The organism is uncultured Chitinophaga sp., from assembly GCF_937898475.1.
GTDB lineage: Bacteria > Bacteroidota > Bacteroidia > Chitinophagales > Chitinophagaceae > Chitinophaga.
Window position 1 is genome coordinate 406,100 of the sequence record NZ_CALEJS010000015.1, and the last position, 17,677, is coordinate 423,776.

The 17,677-nt window shown below is 50.1% G+C and carries 11 protein-coding genes; 6 read left to right on the forward strand and 5 right to left on the reverse strand.

Annotated features, from left to right (window positions below; all coding sequences use genetic code 11):
- The first annotated feature begins 4 nt into the window (after positions 1-4).
- Positions 5-862, forward strand: a complete 858-nt coding sequence (locus Q0577_RS08545; RefSeq protein WP_298734849.1) for a beta-1,6-N-acetylglucosaminyltransferase — start codon at positions 5-7, stop codon at positions 860-862.
- 58 nt (positions 863-920) lie between these two features.
- On the opposite strand, the gene Q0577_RS08550 is transcribed toward Q0577_RS08545, so the two are convergent.
- Positions 921-2,264: an oligosaccharide flippase family protein gene (locus Q0577_RS08550; protein ID WP_298734852.1), complete on the reverse strand. Its 1,344-nt coding sequence runs from the start codon at positions 2,262-2,264 to the stop codon at positions 921-923.
- Positions 2,265-2,698: 434 nt separating this feature from the next.
- Between Q0577_RS08550 and Q0577_RS08555 the strand changes: the two genes are divergently transcribed.
- A complete protein-coding gene (locus Q0577_RS08555) occupies positions 2,699-7,753 on the forward strand; it encodes a PKD domain-containing protein (RefSeq protein WP_298734854.1) in 5,055 nt (1,684 codons plus the stop codon).
- A 75-nt stretch (positions 7,754-7,828) separates the two neighbouring features.
- Here the strand turns inward: Q0577_RS08555 and Q0577_RS08560 are convergent, their stop codons facing one another.
- The gene (locus Q0577_RS08560; RefSeq protein WP_298734856.1) at positions 7,829-9,031 is read right to left on the reverse strand and encodes a glycosyltransferase; all 1,203 of its coding nucleotides are present in this window, start codon (positions 9,029-9,031) and stop codon (positions 7,829-7,831) included.
- A gap of 70 nt (positions 9,032-9,101) precedes the next feature.
- On the opposite strand from Q0577_RS08560, the gene Q0577_RS08565 reads away from it, so the two are divergent.
- Positions 9,102-10,625 carry a bifunctional GNAT family N-acetyltransferase/carbon-nitrogen hydrolase family protein gene (locus tag Q0577_RS08565; RefSeq protein WP_298734858.1) on the forward strand — a complete coding sequence of 508 codons (1,524 nt, stop codon included), beginning with the start codon at positions 9,102-9,104 and terminating at the stop codon, positions 10,623-10,625.
- A gap of 11 nt (positions 10,626-10,636) precedes the next feature.
- Positions 10,637-10,936, forward strand: a complete 300-nt coding sequence (locus tag Q0577_RS08570; protein WP_298734860.1) for a thiamine-binding protein — start codon at positions 10,637-10,639, stop codon at positions 10,934-10,936.
- Between the two features lie 29 nt (positions 10,937-10,965).
- On the opposite strand, the gene Q0577_RS08575 is transcribed toward Q0577_RS08570, so the two are convergent.
- On the reverse strand, positions 10,966-11,319 hold the full coding sequence (locus tag Q0577_RS08575) for a response regulator transcription factor (RefSeq protein ID WP_298734869.1): 354 nt from the start codon (positions 11,317-11,319) through the stop codon (positions 10,966-10,968).
- Between the two features lie 19 nt (positions 11,320-11,338).
- Positions 11,339-11,551: a response regulator gene (locus Q0577_RS08580; RefSeq protein WP_298734872.1), complete on the reverse strand. Its 213-nt coding sequence runs from the start codon at positions 11,549-11,551 to the stop codon at positions 11,339-11,341.
- Positions 11,552-11,657: 106 nt separating this feature from the next.
- Between Q0577_RS08580 and Q0577_RS08585 the strand changes: the two genes are divergently transcribed.
- Together Q0577_RS08585 and Q0577_RS08590 are read left to right on the forward strand one after the other, a co-directional pair.
- A complete protein-coding gene (locus tag Q0577_RS08585) occupies positions 11,658-14,804 on the forward strand; it encodes a SusC/RagA family TonB-linked outer membrane protein (RefSeq protein WP_298734874.1) in 3,147 nt (1,048 codons plus the stop codon).
- A gap of 11 nt (positions 14,805-14,815) precedes the next feature.
- Positions 14,816-16,225 carry a SusD/RagB family nutrient-binding outer membrane lipoprotein gene (locus tag Q0577_RS08590; RefSeq protein WP_298734877.1) on the forward strand — a complete coding sequence of 470 codons (1,410 nt, stop codon included), beginning with the start codon at positions 14,816-14,818 and terminating at the stop codon, positions 16,223-16,225.
- A gap of 115 nt (positions 16,226-16,340) precedes the next feature.
- Here the strand turns inward: Q0577_RS08590 and Q0577_RS08595 are convergent, their stop codons facing one another.
- On the reverse strand, positions 16,341-17,591 hold the full coding sequence (locus Q0577_RS08595) for a putative sulfate exporter family transporter (protein WP_298734880.1): 1,251 nt from the start codon (positions 17,589-17,591) through the stop codon (positions 16,341-16,343).
- Positions 17,592-17,677: the final 86 nt, after the last annotated feature.

The following is a 17,677-nucleotide window of genomic DNA, read 5'->3' on the forward strand; positions in this document are numbered from 1 at the left end:
ATTCATGAAGATCGCTTTTATTATACTGGCCCACCGGCATCCTGCACAGCTGAAACGGCTGCTGCAGCGTTTATCCCATCCCGGTATTGACTGTTATGTACATGTGGACGCCAAATGTGAGCTGTCAGACTGGCAAGACGCGCTGTCTTTACCGCAGGTATATACGGTGCAGCAGCGGGTGAAAGTAACCTGGGCTGGGTGGAGCATTCTGCAGGCTACTTTGAACGGCATGCAGGCAGTGGTAGACAGCAAGGAGCCTTATGCCTACATCACCTTACTGAGCGGGCAGGATTATATCCTGAAGCCCGCCGGTTTTATTTACGATTATCTCATTGCCAGGCAGCATAGCGGCGCCCAGTTCCTCAATGTGATATCAGACGCCGCGCTGGCGCCTATGATGAGCAAAATGAACAATTATCATTTTGTAGAGTATAATTTTCCTGGCAAATATAAGTTCGGCAACCTGTTAACCGCACTGTTGCCCAAACGGCGGCCGCCGCTGGGTTTTAAACTGTTCTGCGGCTCCGCCTGGTGGACGCTTACGCCTGACTGTGTAGCGTATTGCCTGGAGTTTGAGCGCACGCATCCCAGCTTACGCCGCTACTTTAAATTCACCTGGGGTTCTGATGAGTTCCTGATCCAGACGATCCTGATGAACAGTGATTACCGTGAAAAAGTAAGCTTGGATAATCTGCACTATATTGACTGGGCCGCCGGGCTCGAACATCCCAAAACCTTTGGTGTGGAAGACATCAGCGCGCTGATGAACTCCGGTAAGCTCTTTGCCCGTAAATTTGATATGGAAAAAGGAGCCGCCGTCATGGACCTCGTGGATGAAAGCTGCAGTACGGTTCAGCTGTAAAAAAAGCCGGATGTGATGATGAGTCGCATCCGGCTTTTTGTTTTATTGTAACGGTTGCTTACACTTCAACCGGTTCTTTTTTCTCTCTCCTCACTTTTGACAGCAGTCTTTTACTTTCTTCCCAGCCCAGCTGCCATACATCCCGCAGACTGATATCCAGACGGCGTTTCAGGAAGTAATAGCCAAAGGCAGCGGCAAATATCACGTTTAGCAGCGACGCGAAAGCAACTGAACGTATATCCGTATAGATCCATACAAATACTATGTCACAGGCCACGTTCAATATCAGCTTCAGGAAGTTCTTGTAGAAATTAATGTTCGGCAGGTTGATCATGTCCAGCGTAACGCCGATGAAACGGTCAAGCGGCCAGAGAATAGCAGACAACAGGATGATGCGTACAATATCTGTCGCGCCCAGGTAGGCGCGGTCTGCCAGTATAATGATCAACGGTTGTGTGAACAGGAACAGGCCGATGATAAAAGGCAATATCAGCAATGTTACCGTGCCGGTATATTTCGAAAAGGCGCGGGCCACTGCACCATAGTCATGCCGGTTGGCAGCGCCGGATATGGTAGGCTGCGCTGTAGCTACAAAGCTGCGCAGGATGATCTCGATAACCTCCATGAACTTTTGCGGTATGCTGTAAATTGCTACGGCAGCCGGACTTAACATGGTTCTTACTATCAGCGTATCAGAGTAGTTGAGCAGGGAAGATGATACCATGCTGCCCACAATATGTTTACCAAAACGAAATAGTTCCAGCGCCTGTTCTTTTGTGCGGAAGAAAAGCATACGCACCTTGGTCCACCTGCGTAACAGGCAGTACAGGCTGGCCAGCAGCATGGATGTACAGTAGGCATACAACACGTTCTGTATGGTAACCTGTTTGAAGAGATAAAGGCTGCCCAGCAAAACCAGGAAAGAACCGTTCTGCATTAACCTAACCCATACAATCTTCTCAAAACGGTGCTCTGCCTGCAATACCCAGGTGGCAAAGTTCATAGGCAAGGAACAGAGTGTAAGTATGCCCAGCCAGCGTATAAAGAAATGCCAGGTATCATTGAACCAGGGATAGGAGGCAAAGTACACTACAAAAGAAAGGAGTACATAACTTAATGTAAGCACCAGCGATATATACCAGGCGGCGCCCGCTACTTTGCGGGCGGTGGCTTCTTCCACGCCGGTGTAGAACTTGATCAGCCCTGACTGCAGCAGCGCCGTTCTGATCTGGTCAAGGATGTTGTAAGTGCCAATGAAAAGTACCCATTCGCCAAATGCAGTGAGGGGAAGCATCCTGACCAACAGTGAAAAAGACAACACGTTAAAGAACGCCATCACAATATTGCCCAGCAAAGAATGAAAGTGCCTGTTACGGATGGCAGCCAGAAATCCAAAAGCCATGTACAATCGTTAAAGAAAAAATGCTTAAAACTAACGGAGGTCTTTTTAATAGGATACAGGTAAAAAAGCAGTCCCGGGAAGGAAGGGCAATGCAAATATCTATAATGGGTGTAAGATACATTTTTTATCCGGAAAAAAAATTTGTTACAACTATTGTTTAAGCTTAGGCAACAGCTGTCAATATATTTACGGATACAAAAAATCGATAATTTATTATAATAAGTAATACATATAGGAAATTTTTATTATTTGATCCACAAAAAACCTTTTATTTGCACAATAATATTGGAATCAACAGAAGAGTACATAGTAGCGGAGCCCCGGACAATATTACTGTCGATGTTATTCACTTAATCTTCATCATGCATGACCAGGGCATCATGCGGTGAATCTTTAACTAAATCTCATTCGATAACCTGAAACCATATTGTTTCATGAAGAACCTCTATGAAGTAGATCAACGTTGCAGACCATTACGTAATCGTATCCGTTTGCTTTTATTGCTGTTCACATTATCCCTGTACCTGACTGCCGTCGGGCAGATGAAGAATGTACCAAGAGATTTGCCGGCTTCTTTTACCAACATGACCGGCTATTACGAGGCGGTGCCTCAGGATTACAATGCCAATCCTTCCAAAAAATATCCCCTCCTGATCGTGTTGCATGGCGTAGGCGAGCTGGCCGGCGCCAACGGGAGAAACCTGCAGAATAAGGTGCTGAAGAACGGGCCACCCAGGCTCATAGAACAAGGCACTTTTCCCGCATCCTTTACCGTTAAGGGGCAACAATACTCATTTATTGTAATTACACCGCAGTTTAAAGAATGGCCGGCATCCGGCGATGTGCATTTGCTGATCGCCCATCTTAAAACACTACTGCGTATAGATGAAAACCGTATTTATGTCACCGGCCTGAGTATGGGCGGCGGCGTTACCTGGGGAGCCCTGTCTGAAAACCAGGCGCAGGCTAAAAAGATTGCCGCCTCCGTTGTAGTATGCGGCGCCTGGGATCTTCAGCCCAAACTGGCCAATGTGATAGCGGAAGATAATACACCGGTGTGGGCCCTGCATAATGATAACGACCCTACCGTACCACTGTCTTATTCCCAGGGCTGGGTGAGGGCCATCAACGGTCATGTGCCTGCTCCCAATCCCGCTGCAAAGCTTACCATCTTTCAGTCGCACAGCCACGACGCCTGGTCAAAAGCCTATGATCCTGCCTATAAAGAGAACGGCATGAATGTGTATGAGTGGATGCTGCAATATAGTACCGGCACCGCTGCCAGTCCGGCACCAGCGCCGGCGCCTCCCCGTGGTAATAAAACGATCAATGTGCCGGCTAACAGTTACCGCCAGATCTATTACCCGGATGTGATGACCACGCTCAATGTACAGCCTGGAGATACCCTCTGCATTGCCGCAGGCGATTATGATTATATCTATTTCAACAAACTGGAAGGAACTGCCGCCAAGCCTATTATCATTAAGAACTGCGGCGGGCTGGTGAGGGTAGGGGTAAGAAGCACCGCCTCTAACGGCGCTTTTGTGCTCAGCAGATCAAAATACTTCAAGATAGAAGGGGATGGCGCACCGGGCGTTACCTATGGCTTTGATGTGAATGGTACCAATGCCAAGGGGAATATCATGTATGGTTTTTTCCTGGGAGACGGTTGTACCGATTATGAACTGCATCATGCGTATATACATGACTGCGGCACATTCATACAGGCCAAGACCCTTCAGCAATGCGCGCATCCGGAATGGCTGGAAGGCGCTTTTGTAATGCGCAATGTAAAGATCCATGATACGAAATGCCGTAATTCAGCCTGGGAAGGTTTTTACATTGGTAATACCCACTATCTTTTCAGCGAAGGCAGCTGCAAGGATATGAAGTCGCACCATGTGGAGAACCTGGAAGTATATAATAACGACCTCGAAAATATGGGCAGCGATGGCATCCAGATCTCTATGGCAGACCTGGGCAATAACCTGGTACACCACAACCGGGTGGTGAACTATGCCACTTCAAAAAACGCGGCCCATGGCTACGGCATCCTCAGCGGTGGTGGCAGCACCCTGCGCATTTACAATAACCGGATAGACAAAGGATACAATTGCGGTATCCAGATCTTTGGCAGCGGTATCAACTATGTATATAACAACGTTGTTTCCAATGTAGAATACGAAGGCATCAATGTAACGGATAAGCTGGTGTTCCAGCCCGCTACCGGCTATATCTATAATAATACCATTTACAATACGGACATAAACGCTATTAAGATCTATGCTGATCTGACTACGGTTGGACATAAGATCTACAACAACCTGGTGATCGCCAAAGGCTCTTCGTATGACTACCCGCAGAAGGGATTTTATTTCAGAGGTGCTCACCCCATTAAGTTTGATGCAGCCAACAATCTTTCCTATACCACCATCGACAAGGCTTACTTTGAAAACGCAGGCGGCGGCAATGTAAAGCTGACCGCTAAGTCTGAAGCGGTGAACGCTGGCCGTGACATGACCGACTTTGGTCTGAAAACAGATATGGATGACCATAGCCGTCCGGTGAGTGGTAAGTTTGATGTAGGCGCCTATGAGTTCAACGGCACACCTGCCGCTAATCTTCCCCCCGTGGCAGATGCGGGTAAAGACCAGGTGTACACCCTGCCCATCAGCCTCGTAACACAGCTGGATGGCAGCAATTCCAAAGACCCGGATGGTACCATAAAATCCTATTCCTGGAAGAAAAAGACCGGGCCGCTGCTGGGCACCATCGTAACCCCCAATGCGGCCAAAACAACGCTGGCAGCACTGGTAGCCGGCGTATATGTATTTGAGCTGACCGTAACAGACGATAAAGGCGCCACCAATGCAGATGAAGTGACCGTCACCGTGAATGCAGCCGCCAATAAACCGCCGGTGGCCAACGCAGGTAATGACATCAGCATTACCCAGCCCGCCAGCAGTGTTCAGCTGAATGGCTCCAACTCCAAAGACGATGATGGAAATATCAGCAGCTACACCTGGAAAAAGATCAGTGGCGCTGCCGGAGAAACCATCGTAACGCCCAATAGCAGCAAAACGAATGTAACCGGCCTCAAACCAGGTACCTATGTGTTTGAGCTCACGGTGAAAGATGACAGAGGCAGCTCTTCTGCAGACCGTGTAACCGTTACTGTTTACCCGCAGAAGAATGAGCTGCCGGTAGCAAGAGCAGGAGTGGATAAGACCATTACCTTGCCCCTGAATACCGTTGAACTGAATGGCAGCACGTCTTCAGATGCTGACGGCCGCATAACCAAGTACAGCTGGCAGAAAATATCCGGCCCTGCCCCCGGTGTGCTGAGCGCACCAGCCGCTGCCAAGACCAATGCCACCGGTCTTGCCGCAGGCGTATATGAATTTGAGCTGACCGTTACCGATGATGACAATGCTACCGCAAGCGATCGTGTGCGCGTAACCGTGCTCCAGGCCAGTCCTGCCAATCAGCCTCCTGTAGCAAAGGCAGGTAACGATATAACAATCACATTACCTACCAGCTCCACACAGCTGAACGGCAGCGGCTCAACAGATACGGATGGCAGTATTAAAGCCTACGCCTGGAAACAATTGAGCGGTCCTTCTACCATTAAGATTGCCAGCCCTGCTGCCAGCATTACCGGCGTCAGTGGCTTTATAGCCGGTTCCTATTCATTTGAACTGACAGTAACAGACGATAAGAATGCAACTGCCACTGACCGTGTAACCGTTAACGTGAACAAAGCCCCCAACAAGGCGCCCCTTGCCCGCGCAGGCAATGATATCAGCATTACGCTGCCGGTAAACAGCGTGCAGCTGGATGGCCGTAGTTCATCCGATCCGGATGGTTCTATTTCAGCCTATGCCTGGAAGAAGATCAGTGGTCCTGCAGGCGCCACCATCGGCACCCCTTCATCCGGTACAACCAGGGTAACCAGTCTGCTGGCAGGCAGCTATATTTTTGAACTGACTGTTACCGATAATGGCGGCGCTACCGCCAGCGACCGGGTGAACGTTACAGTGGCTCCCGAACCCACAAATGATGCCCCGCTGGCAAAAGCAGGTAATGATATTACCATCACCTTACCGGTGAGCAGCACTCAGCTGAATGGCAGCGCTTCATCAGATCCCGACGGCAGCATCAAAGCTTACGCCTGGAAACAGCTGAGCGGACCTTCCACCATCAAGATTGCCAGTCCCAACGCCAGCATTACCGGTGTAAGCGGCTTTATACAGGGCAGTTACTCCTTTGAGCTGAAAGTGACCGATAACAGGAACGCTACCGCTACAGACCGTGTGACCGTTACCGTTAACAAAGCCCCCAACAAAACGCCTACCGCCAACGCCGGCGCCAACAAGACCATCACCTTGCCGGTGAACAGCGTGCAGCTGGACGGCGGCGGCTCTTCTGACCCGGATGGCAGCATCAGCAGCTATAGCTGGATCAAAGTCAGCGGCCCGGCAGGAGGCGCTATTTCAAGTGCAAAAAGCAAGACCACCAATATCACCGGCCTGACAGCCGGCAGCTATGAATACCAGTTAACCGTAGCTGATAACGAGGGCGCCACCGCATCCGACCGTGTGACGATCACTGTTCATCCGGAACCGCGTGTCAATAAATCACCGGTAGCCATTACCAGCGCTGATCAGCGCATAACGCTACCTGTGAGCCAGTTGTACATCAACGGCCGGAGCTCTTATGATCCTGATGGCAACATTACCGCCTATGCCTGGAAACAGGTAAGCGGCCCGTCAACAGCCGCCATTGCGCATGCTGACTGGACAGAAACGCTTGTAAGCGGCCTGAAACAGGGAGCTTACGTATTTGAGTTGAAAGTGACGGATAACGATGGCGCCACTGCTACTGACCGTATTACCATTACCGTAGCCGCTGCTCCGCCGGTAAGCAACAAACCGCCGATCGCGGTTACCCAGGGCGACCAGGTGATCCAGTCTCCGCTGAGCTATGCATACGTAACAGGTAAAAAGTCCTACGATCCGGATGGCAGTATCAGCAGCTATAGCTGGAAACAGCTCAGCGGTCCTGCCAATGCAGCCATCGAAGCGGCCAACCAGGCAGAAACGCGCATCATCGGCTTGAAACAGGGTAAGTACACTTTCCAGCTCACGGTAACTGATAACAAACAAGCCTTTGCGAGCGCCACCTTTACAATAGATGTGCTGGCAGATAAGGCCACCCGGCCAATTGACAGCGTAGCCATCTGGCCTAATCCGGCTATCAGCTTCCTTCGTGCAGCTGTGCGCTACATGGGGACCGGTGATAAACTGTACTTCTCCGTATATGATATGACCGGCAGATCACAGGCCTTATTCACCCATCCGCTGACAGACCGTACACTGCAGAAGAACCTGGACATCAGCCAGCTGCCGGCAGGATATTACATGCTGGAGATCAAGGATGAGAAAAACCAGTTTCGCTGGGCAGGCAAGTTCTTAAAGGCCGGTAATTAAAAGAGAGAGAACCCGTTTACATACAAAGAGGGCTTATGTGATCACATAAGCCCTCTGTTTATATATAAACCTTTATTATTTACGTTTTGATCCCAGGATAGCCTTGTATATCTCTGATACGGAATTCTCCCAGGTATGCGAGCGTGCAAAGGCAATACGCGCCCCCATTGCGTCATCGCTTTTATCCTGCAGTGCCTTTTCGATCAGGGGCACATAGTCAGCAGGCCCCGCCGCCAGGTATACATGGTCCCTGAACAGCTGCATGGTCTTTGTGTCTGTAGCCACCGTAGGTTTGCCCATGGCCAGGTACTCATCTATCTTCAGGGGGTAGTTGCCCACCGTGATCTCGTTCAGTAATTGGGGGTTAATACACACATCAAAATATTGCAGGTAGCCCGGTAATTCACTCAGCTCCTTGCGTCCCAGGAAATGCACATTGGCCTGTTGATGCAGCGCCGATGCGCGGAAGACATCATCCTCAGGACCTACCAGCACAATCTGCCAGTCGGGCCGCTGACGGCTGATCTCCATCAGTATCTCCGTATCCAGCCGCATGGCGGTCAATGCGCCTACATAACCAATAATGGGTTGGTTGGCAGGAGGGAGGTCTGCCGGCCTTTCATACTGCTTGTCCGGATTGAAGAGGCTCAGGTCGCATCCCTGTCCCACATAATGACTGTCAGGATTATACTGCAGCAACATATCTGTAAGATAGAGGGAATTGGCCACAGCAACATCTGCCTTGGCTATATGCCGGGGCTCCAGCGCCCGGCCATGCCGTTTCCAGTAATCCATGGCTACCAGGTAGTCCCGGCTGTAATAGATATAACGATCTGGCTGCAACAGCTCTTTCAGGTAGAAGCCCCTGAAAATATCGTTGTCGTTAAATAACAGTACATCTTTAAAGCCCAGCTGCGTGATGGCCTCCTGTATGCTTTTGGCAAAGCGCCGGTTATTGATCCGGTTAAACAGGGAGAACACCGGCGTAAAAGGGATCCAGTTAGCAGACTCCAATACCCGGTTAGGGTACAGGTTCCAGAAATTGTCTGCTATGGGCACTACACCGGGGGCCTGGCCTTTTACCACCTGCAGGTGATAAGCTACTTCTTTGTCTTGCCGCTGCTGCAGGATGGTCCTTCTGTCCAGCGGTGAATTCACATACAATACCCGGTTGTGCCGGGCAAACTGTAAGGCAATATTTTTACAGTTGCTGCCAATTGGGGTGTACCATTGCTGTAAACCTACAATAACAATGTCCCTGTTCTGAATAAGAAACATAGGCAACAAAGGTAATAAATCAGAAATACCAAATTCCCCTTATATTTATATAACACCCAAAAACAAGACCATGACGGAAACAATAGAAATACGCCTGCTCACTGCGGAAGATTATTTTGATTTGAAAGAGTCCATGGTATCTGCCTACTCTGATATGGCAGGCAGCTACTGGCGCGAAGACACTATCCGGCGCCTGATCAGCCTGTTTCCTGATGGACAGATAGCTGTAACGGTAAATGACAAGGTGGTGGGCTGCGCATTATCGATCATCGTAAATTATGGCAAGTTTGGCGATGATCACACCTACGAACAGATCACCGGTTACTACACTTTTAATACGCATGATCCAAAGGGCGATGTGCTATATGGCATTGAAGTTTTTGTACATCCGGACTACCGCGGCAAGCGCCTGGCGCGGCGGCTCTACGACGCCCGCAAAACCCTTTGTGAACACCTGAACCTGCGGGGCATTGTAGCCGGCGGACGCATTCCCAATTATGAGAAGTTTGCAGATCAGTTGTCGCCAAGAGAATATATAGAGAAGGTGCAGGACAAAGAGATCTACGATCCTACCCTTACCTTCCAGTTCTCCAATGATTTCCTGGTGAAGAAGATCCTCCGGAATTACCTGCCGCATGATGAAGCTTCCAAAGGCTTTGCCACCCTGCTGCAATGGTACAATATCTACTATGAGAAAGATGCAGATACGGTTCGTTACAATAAATCCACGGTACGTATAGGCCTGGTGCAATGGCAGATGCGCGACTACCGCAATCTGCAGGGTTTTTTGGAACAGGTGGAATATTTCATAGATGCCGTAAGTGATTATGGGTCTGATTTCGTTGTCTTCCCCGAGTTCTTCAATGCGCCGCTGATGGCAGAGTTCAACCAGCTGGATCCCGCTGGCGCCATCCGTGGGGTGGCCAGGTATACTGAGCAGATCAGGGATGAGTTTGTTAAACACGCCGTATCCTATAATGTGAACATTATTGGCGGCAGCATGCCCATTGTCATAGATGAACAACTGTATAACATCTCTTATCTCTGCAGAAGGGACGGTACTTTTGATCATTACATTAAGATGCATCCCACACCCAGCGAAGTTTTTGCCTGGGGCATCAAAGGCGGCCATGACCTGAAAGTGTTTGATACAGACTGCGGCAAAATAGGCATCCAGATCTGCTATGATGTGGAGTTTCCCGAGCCCAGCCGTATCCTTTCCGAACAAGGCATGCAGATCCTGTTCGTACCATTCCTTACCGATACCCAGCATGCGTATAACCGTGTACGTTTCTGCGCCCAGGCGCGTGCCGTGGAAATGGAATGCTACGTAGCGATAGCCGGATGTGTAGGCAACCTGCCCAAAGTAAATAATATGGACCTGCAATATGCACAGAGCGCCGTGCTAACACCGTCTGACTTTCCCTTCCCGGTAACCGGCGTCAAGGCAGATGCTACCCCCAACACCGAAATGATCGTTATTGCAGATGTTGACCTGGTACTGCTGAAAGAACTGAATGCTTTTGGCAGTGTACAAACAAAGAGGGATAGGAGAAAAGATCTGTATGACGTAATTTGGAAGCCAAACATTTAAACATCGTTGTTATGAAACACAAGATTAACCTGGCTTTGCAGATCATTCCGCAGGTAGCCAGCGAAAGAGTATATGCGGTTGTAGATGAAGCCATCGCCATTATCCAGGCATCCGGGGTGCCCTACCGGGTATGCCCCTTCGAAACAGTGATGGAAGGCCCTTATGACCAGCTGATGGACATTGCCCGCCGTGCGCAGGAAGCTTGCTTTAAAGCGGGCGCCAACCAGCTGTTGGTATACATTAAAATGCAGATCAGGAAAGACGAAGATGTGACGATGGAAGAAAAAGTGGCGAAATATGACAACAATTAATAGTTTGAAAGTTTCAAACCCTTAAACCCTCAAACTATCTTATTGTCTATTGCTATTTTGATAACGGCCGCCATGCTGGGCACATCAAATTTCTTGATGATGTTGCGGCGGTGGGTTTCTACGGTCAGCTGGCTGATACATAATTGATCGGCAATTACAGCGCTGGTGCAGCCCTGGGAGATCAGCTGGAGTATTTCCGTCTCGCACCGTGTTAATTGTGGGACCGTGCTGCTGGCTGGCGCCTCCAGCATTTTCTTTGCGGCTTCACTGCTGAAATATAAGCGGTCATCAACCGCACTGTCAATAGCAAGCTGTAACTCCTCAGTGGTGGCCGTTTTCAGCAGGTAACCCGATGCGCCGTTGGCCAGCATGCCGTTGATCATGCTGCGTTCATTGTAATTGCTAAGGGCCGGTATTCGCAATTGCGGATGCTGCCTGCGTAAATTCCAGGCAGAGATCCAATCCGCTGATGTCCGGCAGGTTAATATCCAACAATACAATGTCTGCAGGCTGCTTACGAAAGAACTCCCTGGCAGACTGGCTGTCTGCACAGCTGCCGATCACATGCACATAGGCAATGTCCTGCAGCACGGATTTGATGCCGGCTGTCACCACCGGGTCCGTGCCTTTTTTATACGATAAAATGCAGACAATTACATTTTACTATGTATATTTAACACACGTCGTAATTAAATCAACCGATATTCTAAATCGCATGCTCATGAAAAAGTTCTTTGGGATTTTCATGGTGTGTTACTGTATGCTACCTATCCTGCTAAAGGCTCAGAATCTTGTGGTACGTGGTACAGTAACCGCCACTGATGGTGGTAGCGCCTTGCCAGGTGTTACCGTCCAGGTAAAAGGGGGCACCGCCGGCACAACAACCGGTCCAGATGGCACTTTCAGCCTCAATGTTCCGAACACCAATGTTACACTGGTATTCAGTTTTGTAGGTTACCTGAAACAGGAGCTGCCCCTGAACGGGCGCACCAGCCTGCAGGTAGGCTTGCAACCGGATACCCGTAACCTGGAACAGGTGGTGGTAACCGCCCTTGGTATTAAAAAAGAAAAACGTGCACTGGGCTATGCCGTTCAGGATGTAGGCGGTGCACAGCTGGCCGTAACCAAACAGACCAACGTTGTTAATGCGTTACAGGGCCAGGTGGCCGGCGTACAGATCTCGAGCACCGGTGGTGCACCGGGACAGGGCGCAAGGATCATTATCCGCGGTATCAACTCGCTGGATCCTACAAAATCCAGTCAGCCGCTGTTCATTGTGGATGGTATTCCCATCGATAATGATACCTATACTGATCCGCGGCCGGGTATTGACGATTCCCGCGGGATGAGTAACCGCGCAGCGGATATTAACCCCGATGATATTGAGAGCGTCTCCATCCTCCGTGGCGGCGCCGCTACTGCATTGTATGGTTTGCGCGCCGCCAACGGCGCGGTGGTGATCACCACAAAATCAGGCAAGGCAGGCCGGCTCACCGTAAGTCTCAGCTCAACCTATGGCTTTGAAAATGTAAATAAGACGCCCGATGTACAGAACCGTTTCTCTCAGGGCTATCTCGGGGAATACGATCCCGCCAGCTTCTGGCCCTCATGGGGACCTACCGTAGAAGAAGCCAAACGGCTGGATCCCAGCCATCCTGCACAGCTGTTTGATAATTTCAAACAGGCCTACCGCACCGGTAAGCAGTTCAGGAATACCGTTTCTATGAGCGGAGGTACAGAACGGGCCGTGTTCTCAGCTTCCCTGTCTTCCCTCAACCAGGATGGGGTGATCCCTTTCAGCGACTATAATAATTACTCCGCCCGCGTAAACGGTGAGCTGCGCTTCAGCTCCAAATTTAAAGTAGGCGCTTCCGTTAATTATATCAATTCCGGCGGCAACCGTGTGAATGCTGACCGTTACGGAGAGCAGCTGATCTACTGGTCGCCCCGCTGGGATGTGAGAAACTTCCTGAAGCCTGATGGCACCCAGAAGTCTTACGGCACTGAGAATGACAACCCGATGTACACCTTGTACTCCAACCGTTTTGTAGACGACGTGAACCGCATTATTGCCAATGTGAACGCTACCTGGTCGCCATTACCCTGGCTGGATCTGAGCTACCGCTTTGGTACCGATTATTACTCAGACGTCCGTTCCCATACGGCTCCCGGCCCCAAAGGCGTGGTAGATGAGCTGCCTTTGGGCGACAATGGCCTGGGCTTTGTACATAAATACCAGATAGACAAACGCCTGCTCAACGGCACCTTTGTTGTGAATGCAAGGAACCAGATCACTTCAAAACTCTCGTCTGATTTCAAGCTGGGTCATGACATGTACCAGTATAAAACGAACAGCGTTGCTACAGAAGGCGATACCCTGGATATCCCCGAACTATTGGTGCTGCACAATGCCAAAAGAGTGGTCAGCAACCAGCGCGAGGAACGCTACCGTATCATCGGCGTATTTGCAGACTGGACCCTGAACTGGGATAATTATCTTTACCTCACCCTGACCGGTCGTGAAGACTTTACCTCTACCTTGCATAAGGACCGCAACTCCTTTTTCTATCCTTCTGTGAGTATGGGCTATGTTTTCTCTGACCACCTGAAGCTGGAGAATAAAGTACTCAGCTATGGTAAGGTAAGGGCTTCCTGGGCCAGGATCGGTAAAGACCCGTCTCCCTACAAGCTGACCTATGGCTATACAACGCTGATAGATGGGCCTATCGATAATAGCGTTATCGGCTGGACCCGGACTAATACCAAACCAGACCCTGAACTGAAACCGGAATTCACCAGTACTTTTGAAGCCGGGGCAGAGCTGAGGTTTTTGAATAATCGTATAGGCCTCGACTTTACCTGGTATAATTCCAAGAGCACAGATCTGCTGATGAGCGTACCGCTGCCCACCAGCGCAGGCTTTGAATATTTCTACACCAATGCGGGCGCTATCCGCAACAGGGGCGTGGAAATATCCGTAAACGCCTCTCCGGTTAAAACCAGGAGCTTTACCTGGGATGTTCGCGCCAACTTCTCTACCAACCGTAACAAAGTGTTATCGCTGAGAGATGGTGTGAATGAAGTTGTAGTAGGTTCACAATTTGGTTACTCCAGCTCTACCGCCACACAGAAATACGTGGTAGGTCTTCCGGTGGGCGCCATCTTTGGGCGCAGCTATGCCCGCTATTACGGCACTGACACGGAAGACCCGATGTTCATTGATAAGAGCAGGCCTTTGCTGATCCGCAATACAGGCGATCTTGCCGGCTTTGCCCAGATCAATACCAGCCAGAAATACCTGGGCAATACACAACCAGACTGGATAGGCGCCATCACGAATACCTTCTCTTATAAAGGCGTAGGCTTATCCTTTATGTTCGATGTAAGGCAGGGAGCGCAGAAGTATAACCAGTTTGCCAACTTTATGGCCGCTTTCGGTACTTCCAAAATGACGGAGGACCGCGATCAGACCAAGGTGTTTGAAGGTGTTTTTGCGGATGGCAAGGCCAACGATATTCCTGTGTACCTCGGACAGGGCGTAGGCCCCGATGGCAGGAACTACGGAGACGGCTACTACCGCCGTGTGTACCGCGGTGTAACAGAGGCGTTTATTGAAAACGCTTCGTGGGTACGTTTACGTAATGTAAGCCTTTCTTACCAGGTACCCGCTAAATTACTGGCCAGAACAAAAGTGATCACCGGTGCAAACATTACGCTCACCGGTAATAACCTGTGGCTGCATACCGATTACACGGGCTTTGATCCTGAATCCAGCTCTACCAATGCATCCAGCAATGCAGATGCATTTTCCGGCTTTACGTATCCTGCTGTGCGGAGCTTCCTGGCCACTATTAATCTTACTTTTTAATGTACCGGACCATGAAAAAATTAATCGTTTATATATCATGTTGCAGCCTGCTGGTCTTTTCTGCAGGTTGTAAGAAGTACCTGGACGTGAACACCGATCCCAATACGTCTGCAACGCCGCCCCTGAACGGGCTGCTGGCAAGCACCACCTATAACACGGGATACAATGTGTACCGCACAGGTGATTTCACTTCCTATTTTGTGCAGTACCTGGCCTCGCCCAACACCGCCAGCAGTACAGATACTTATGATGAGGTAGATTATTCTTCCAGCTGGACTAACATCTATAACACGATGGCAGACCTCCATGATCTCATCCAAACAGCCGATTCCGTTGGCGCTTATGAGCACGCGGGCGCAGGAAGGATCATGCTGGCCCTCAACCTGAGCATAACCAACGCCATCTGGGGATCTGTTCCTTTCAGGGAAGCGCTCAGCGGCGAAGTGATACAGCCTCATTTTGACCCGGACGAGGATGTATACCGGTCATCTCTTGCCCTGGTGGAAGCCGGCATTACCTCGCTGAACCGTACAGATGGCTCAATACTGCTGGACGACACCAAAGACCTCCTGCATCACGGCAATGCCGAAGCCTGGAAAAAAACTGCCTACGCACTGAAGGCACGTTTGCTGAACCGCATCACAAAAAAGGCAGACTATGATCCGGCTGCGGTGCTGGCAGCATTAGACCAGGCTTACACCAGCAATGGAGACGACCTGCAGCTGACCCAGTTCCAGTCAAGAAGTCCCTGGAACCAGGCTGCCGTTAATAACGCCAACCTCTCGCTGGATGGATGGCTGAGCACGCATTTCGTATCTGCCCTGAACGACAGCACCTTTGGCGTTTTTGATCCGAGGCTGCCCCTCATCGCGTCGCTTACAAAATTTGGTGACTACCGCGGTACCATCAATGGTAAGGGAAGAATTGGTACGGGTACGGATGATGAGGAAAGCTACCTGTCTGTAGAAACCGGCTTTTATTCAAAGGGAGGCGCTCCGCTGCTGATCCTCACTTATGCAGAATGTAAATTTATTGAGGCAGAAGCCGCCTTCCGTGCAGGCGATAAACCTGCCGCCTATGCCGCTTATCTCGACGGGATACGGGCCCATATGGACAAACTGGGGGTAAGTACTGCCAACCGGGATGCTTACGTGAATAATCCTGTTGTGAGTGTAGGCGAAGCCAACATAACGCTGGCGCTGATCATGAAAGAGAAATATGTGGCGATGTTCCTGAACCCGGAATCCTGGACAGACGTACGCCGTATGGATTATCAGTATACTGATTTCAACCTGCCGGTGAACGCTGTGCTGCCCACCTTCATCCGCCGGGTAGCCTATCCCAGCGCAGAAGCCGCCAGGAACTCTGCCAACGTACCCGCAATAGGCGCCCTGTCTGACAGGCTGTGGTGGGATGAATAAAAAAGTTTGAGGTTTGATGTTTGAGGTTCAGAACATGTATGCTTATAAAGTTTACATGTTCTGAACCTTTCACTTTTAACTAACTTCAAACCTCAAACCTCAAACTTTCAAACGGTTATTGCCGTCCAAACACGAGATACGCCATTACCAGCGTAAAGAAGATATTGAACAGCTGGGCAATAATAAATGCGATGGCGGGACGTCCGTTCTCCATCTTGAATATATCAGTGAATTTTGTTTCCAGTCCTATACAGGTAAATGCCAGTGCAAACCAGTACGTCTGCAGTTCTTTCAGGCTGCCTTTGGCGCCGCTTACCACATCGGCAGGTAATGCAAAGGAGAACAGGAGGGAGGCCAGTACAAAACCCAGTACGAATTTGGGAAAACGTTCCCAGATGGTCTTTAATCCCGGCTTCTGGTCGGCGCTCACTTCTTTTTTGGTAACGGTCCAGTATACGGAGATAAAGAAGGCGGCCAGTCCTAATAATACGTTCTGCGAGAATTTTACAAGGGTAGCATATTTCAGCGCTTCATCGCCCAGCAGAGTGCCTGCGGCAACTACCGCGCCGGAAGTATCGATGGTGCCGCCCAGCCAGGCGCCCGCTACGGCTGGCGTCATACCTGCCCAGATGGCGATGTAGGGCATGAACAGCATCATCGGAATGGCAACGATCAGCACCAGTGAGATCACATGGGACAATTTCTTATTATCGCCCTCTATGGCCCCTGAAGTGGCAATAGCAGCCGATACACCGCAGATAGATACCGCGCTGGAGATCATCATCCGGAATTCATCATCCAGTCCCAGGCGTTTGGTCAGCCAGAAAGTGAAATACCATACCGCAAATACCACAACCACCGATTGTACGATGCCCAGTCCACCGGCGTTGATGATTTCCTGGAACAATACGTTGGCGCCCAGCAGCACCAGGCCTATCTTAATGTAGAGTTCTGTTTGTATGGCAGGTTTCAGCCATCCTGGTACGCCCAGTACATTATTGATCAGTAAACCCAGTAAGAGGCTGAACAATACCACTTCGATGCCCAGGTCTTTAAAAAACTTATTGCTGGTGATGAGTTGTGCTGCCAGGCTGATCACCACGATGCCCAGCAGGCTGATGGCCAGCTTTACGGGTTGTGCGTTTCCCGCCAGGAAGCGGGCCAGCACCAGGCAGCCCAACACCCAGATAAATAAAATACCGGTATGCATCAGCAGTGAAGCGTTGCCGATCTGGGCCCAGAACCCGGCCCCATCGGCCCAGGCAGAAAATTTAGGGAGAGCGGGCTTTAAGCCGAGACACACCAATGCAATGGTCAGAAATGCGATAATGACTGCAATCCAGTCTTCATGGAGCGACTTCTTCATAGTACTTAGTCAACAGAATTTATAAGTTAAGAACGCGTGCATGGTGGGTGCGGCGCCAAGATATAAAAAAAAGTTTGAGAGTTGGA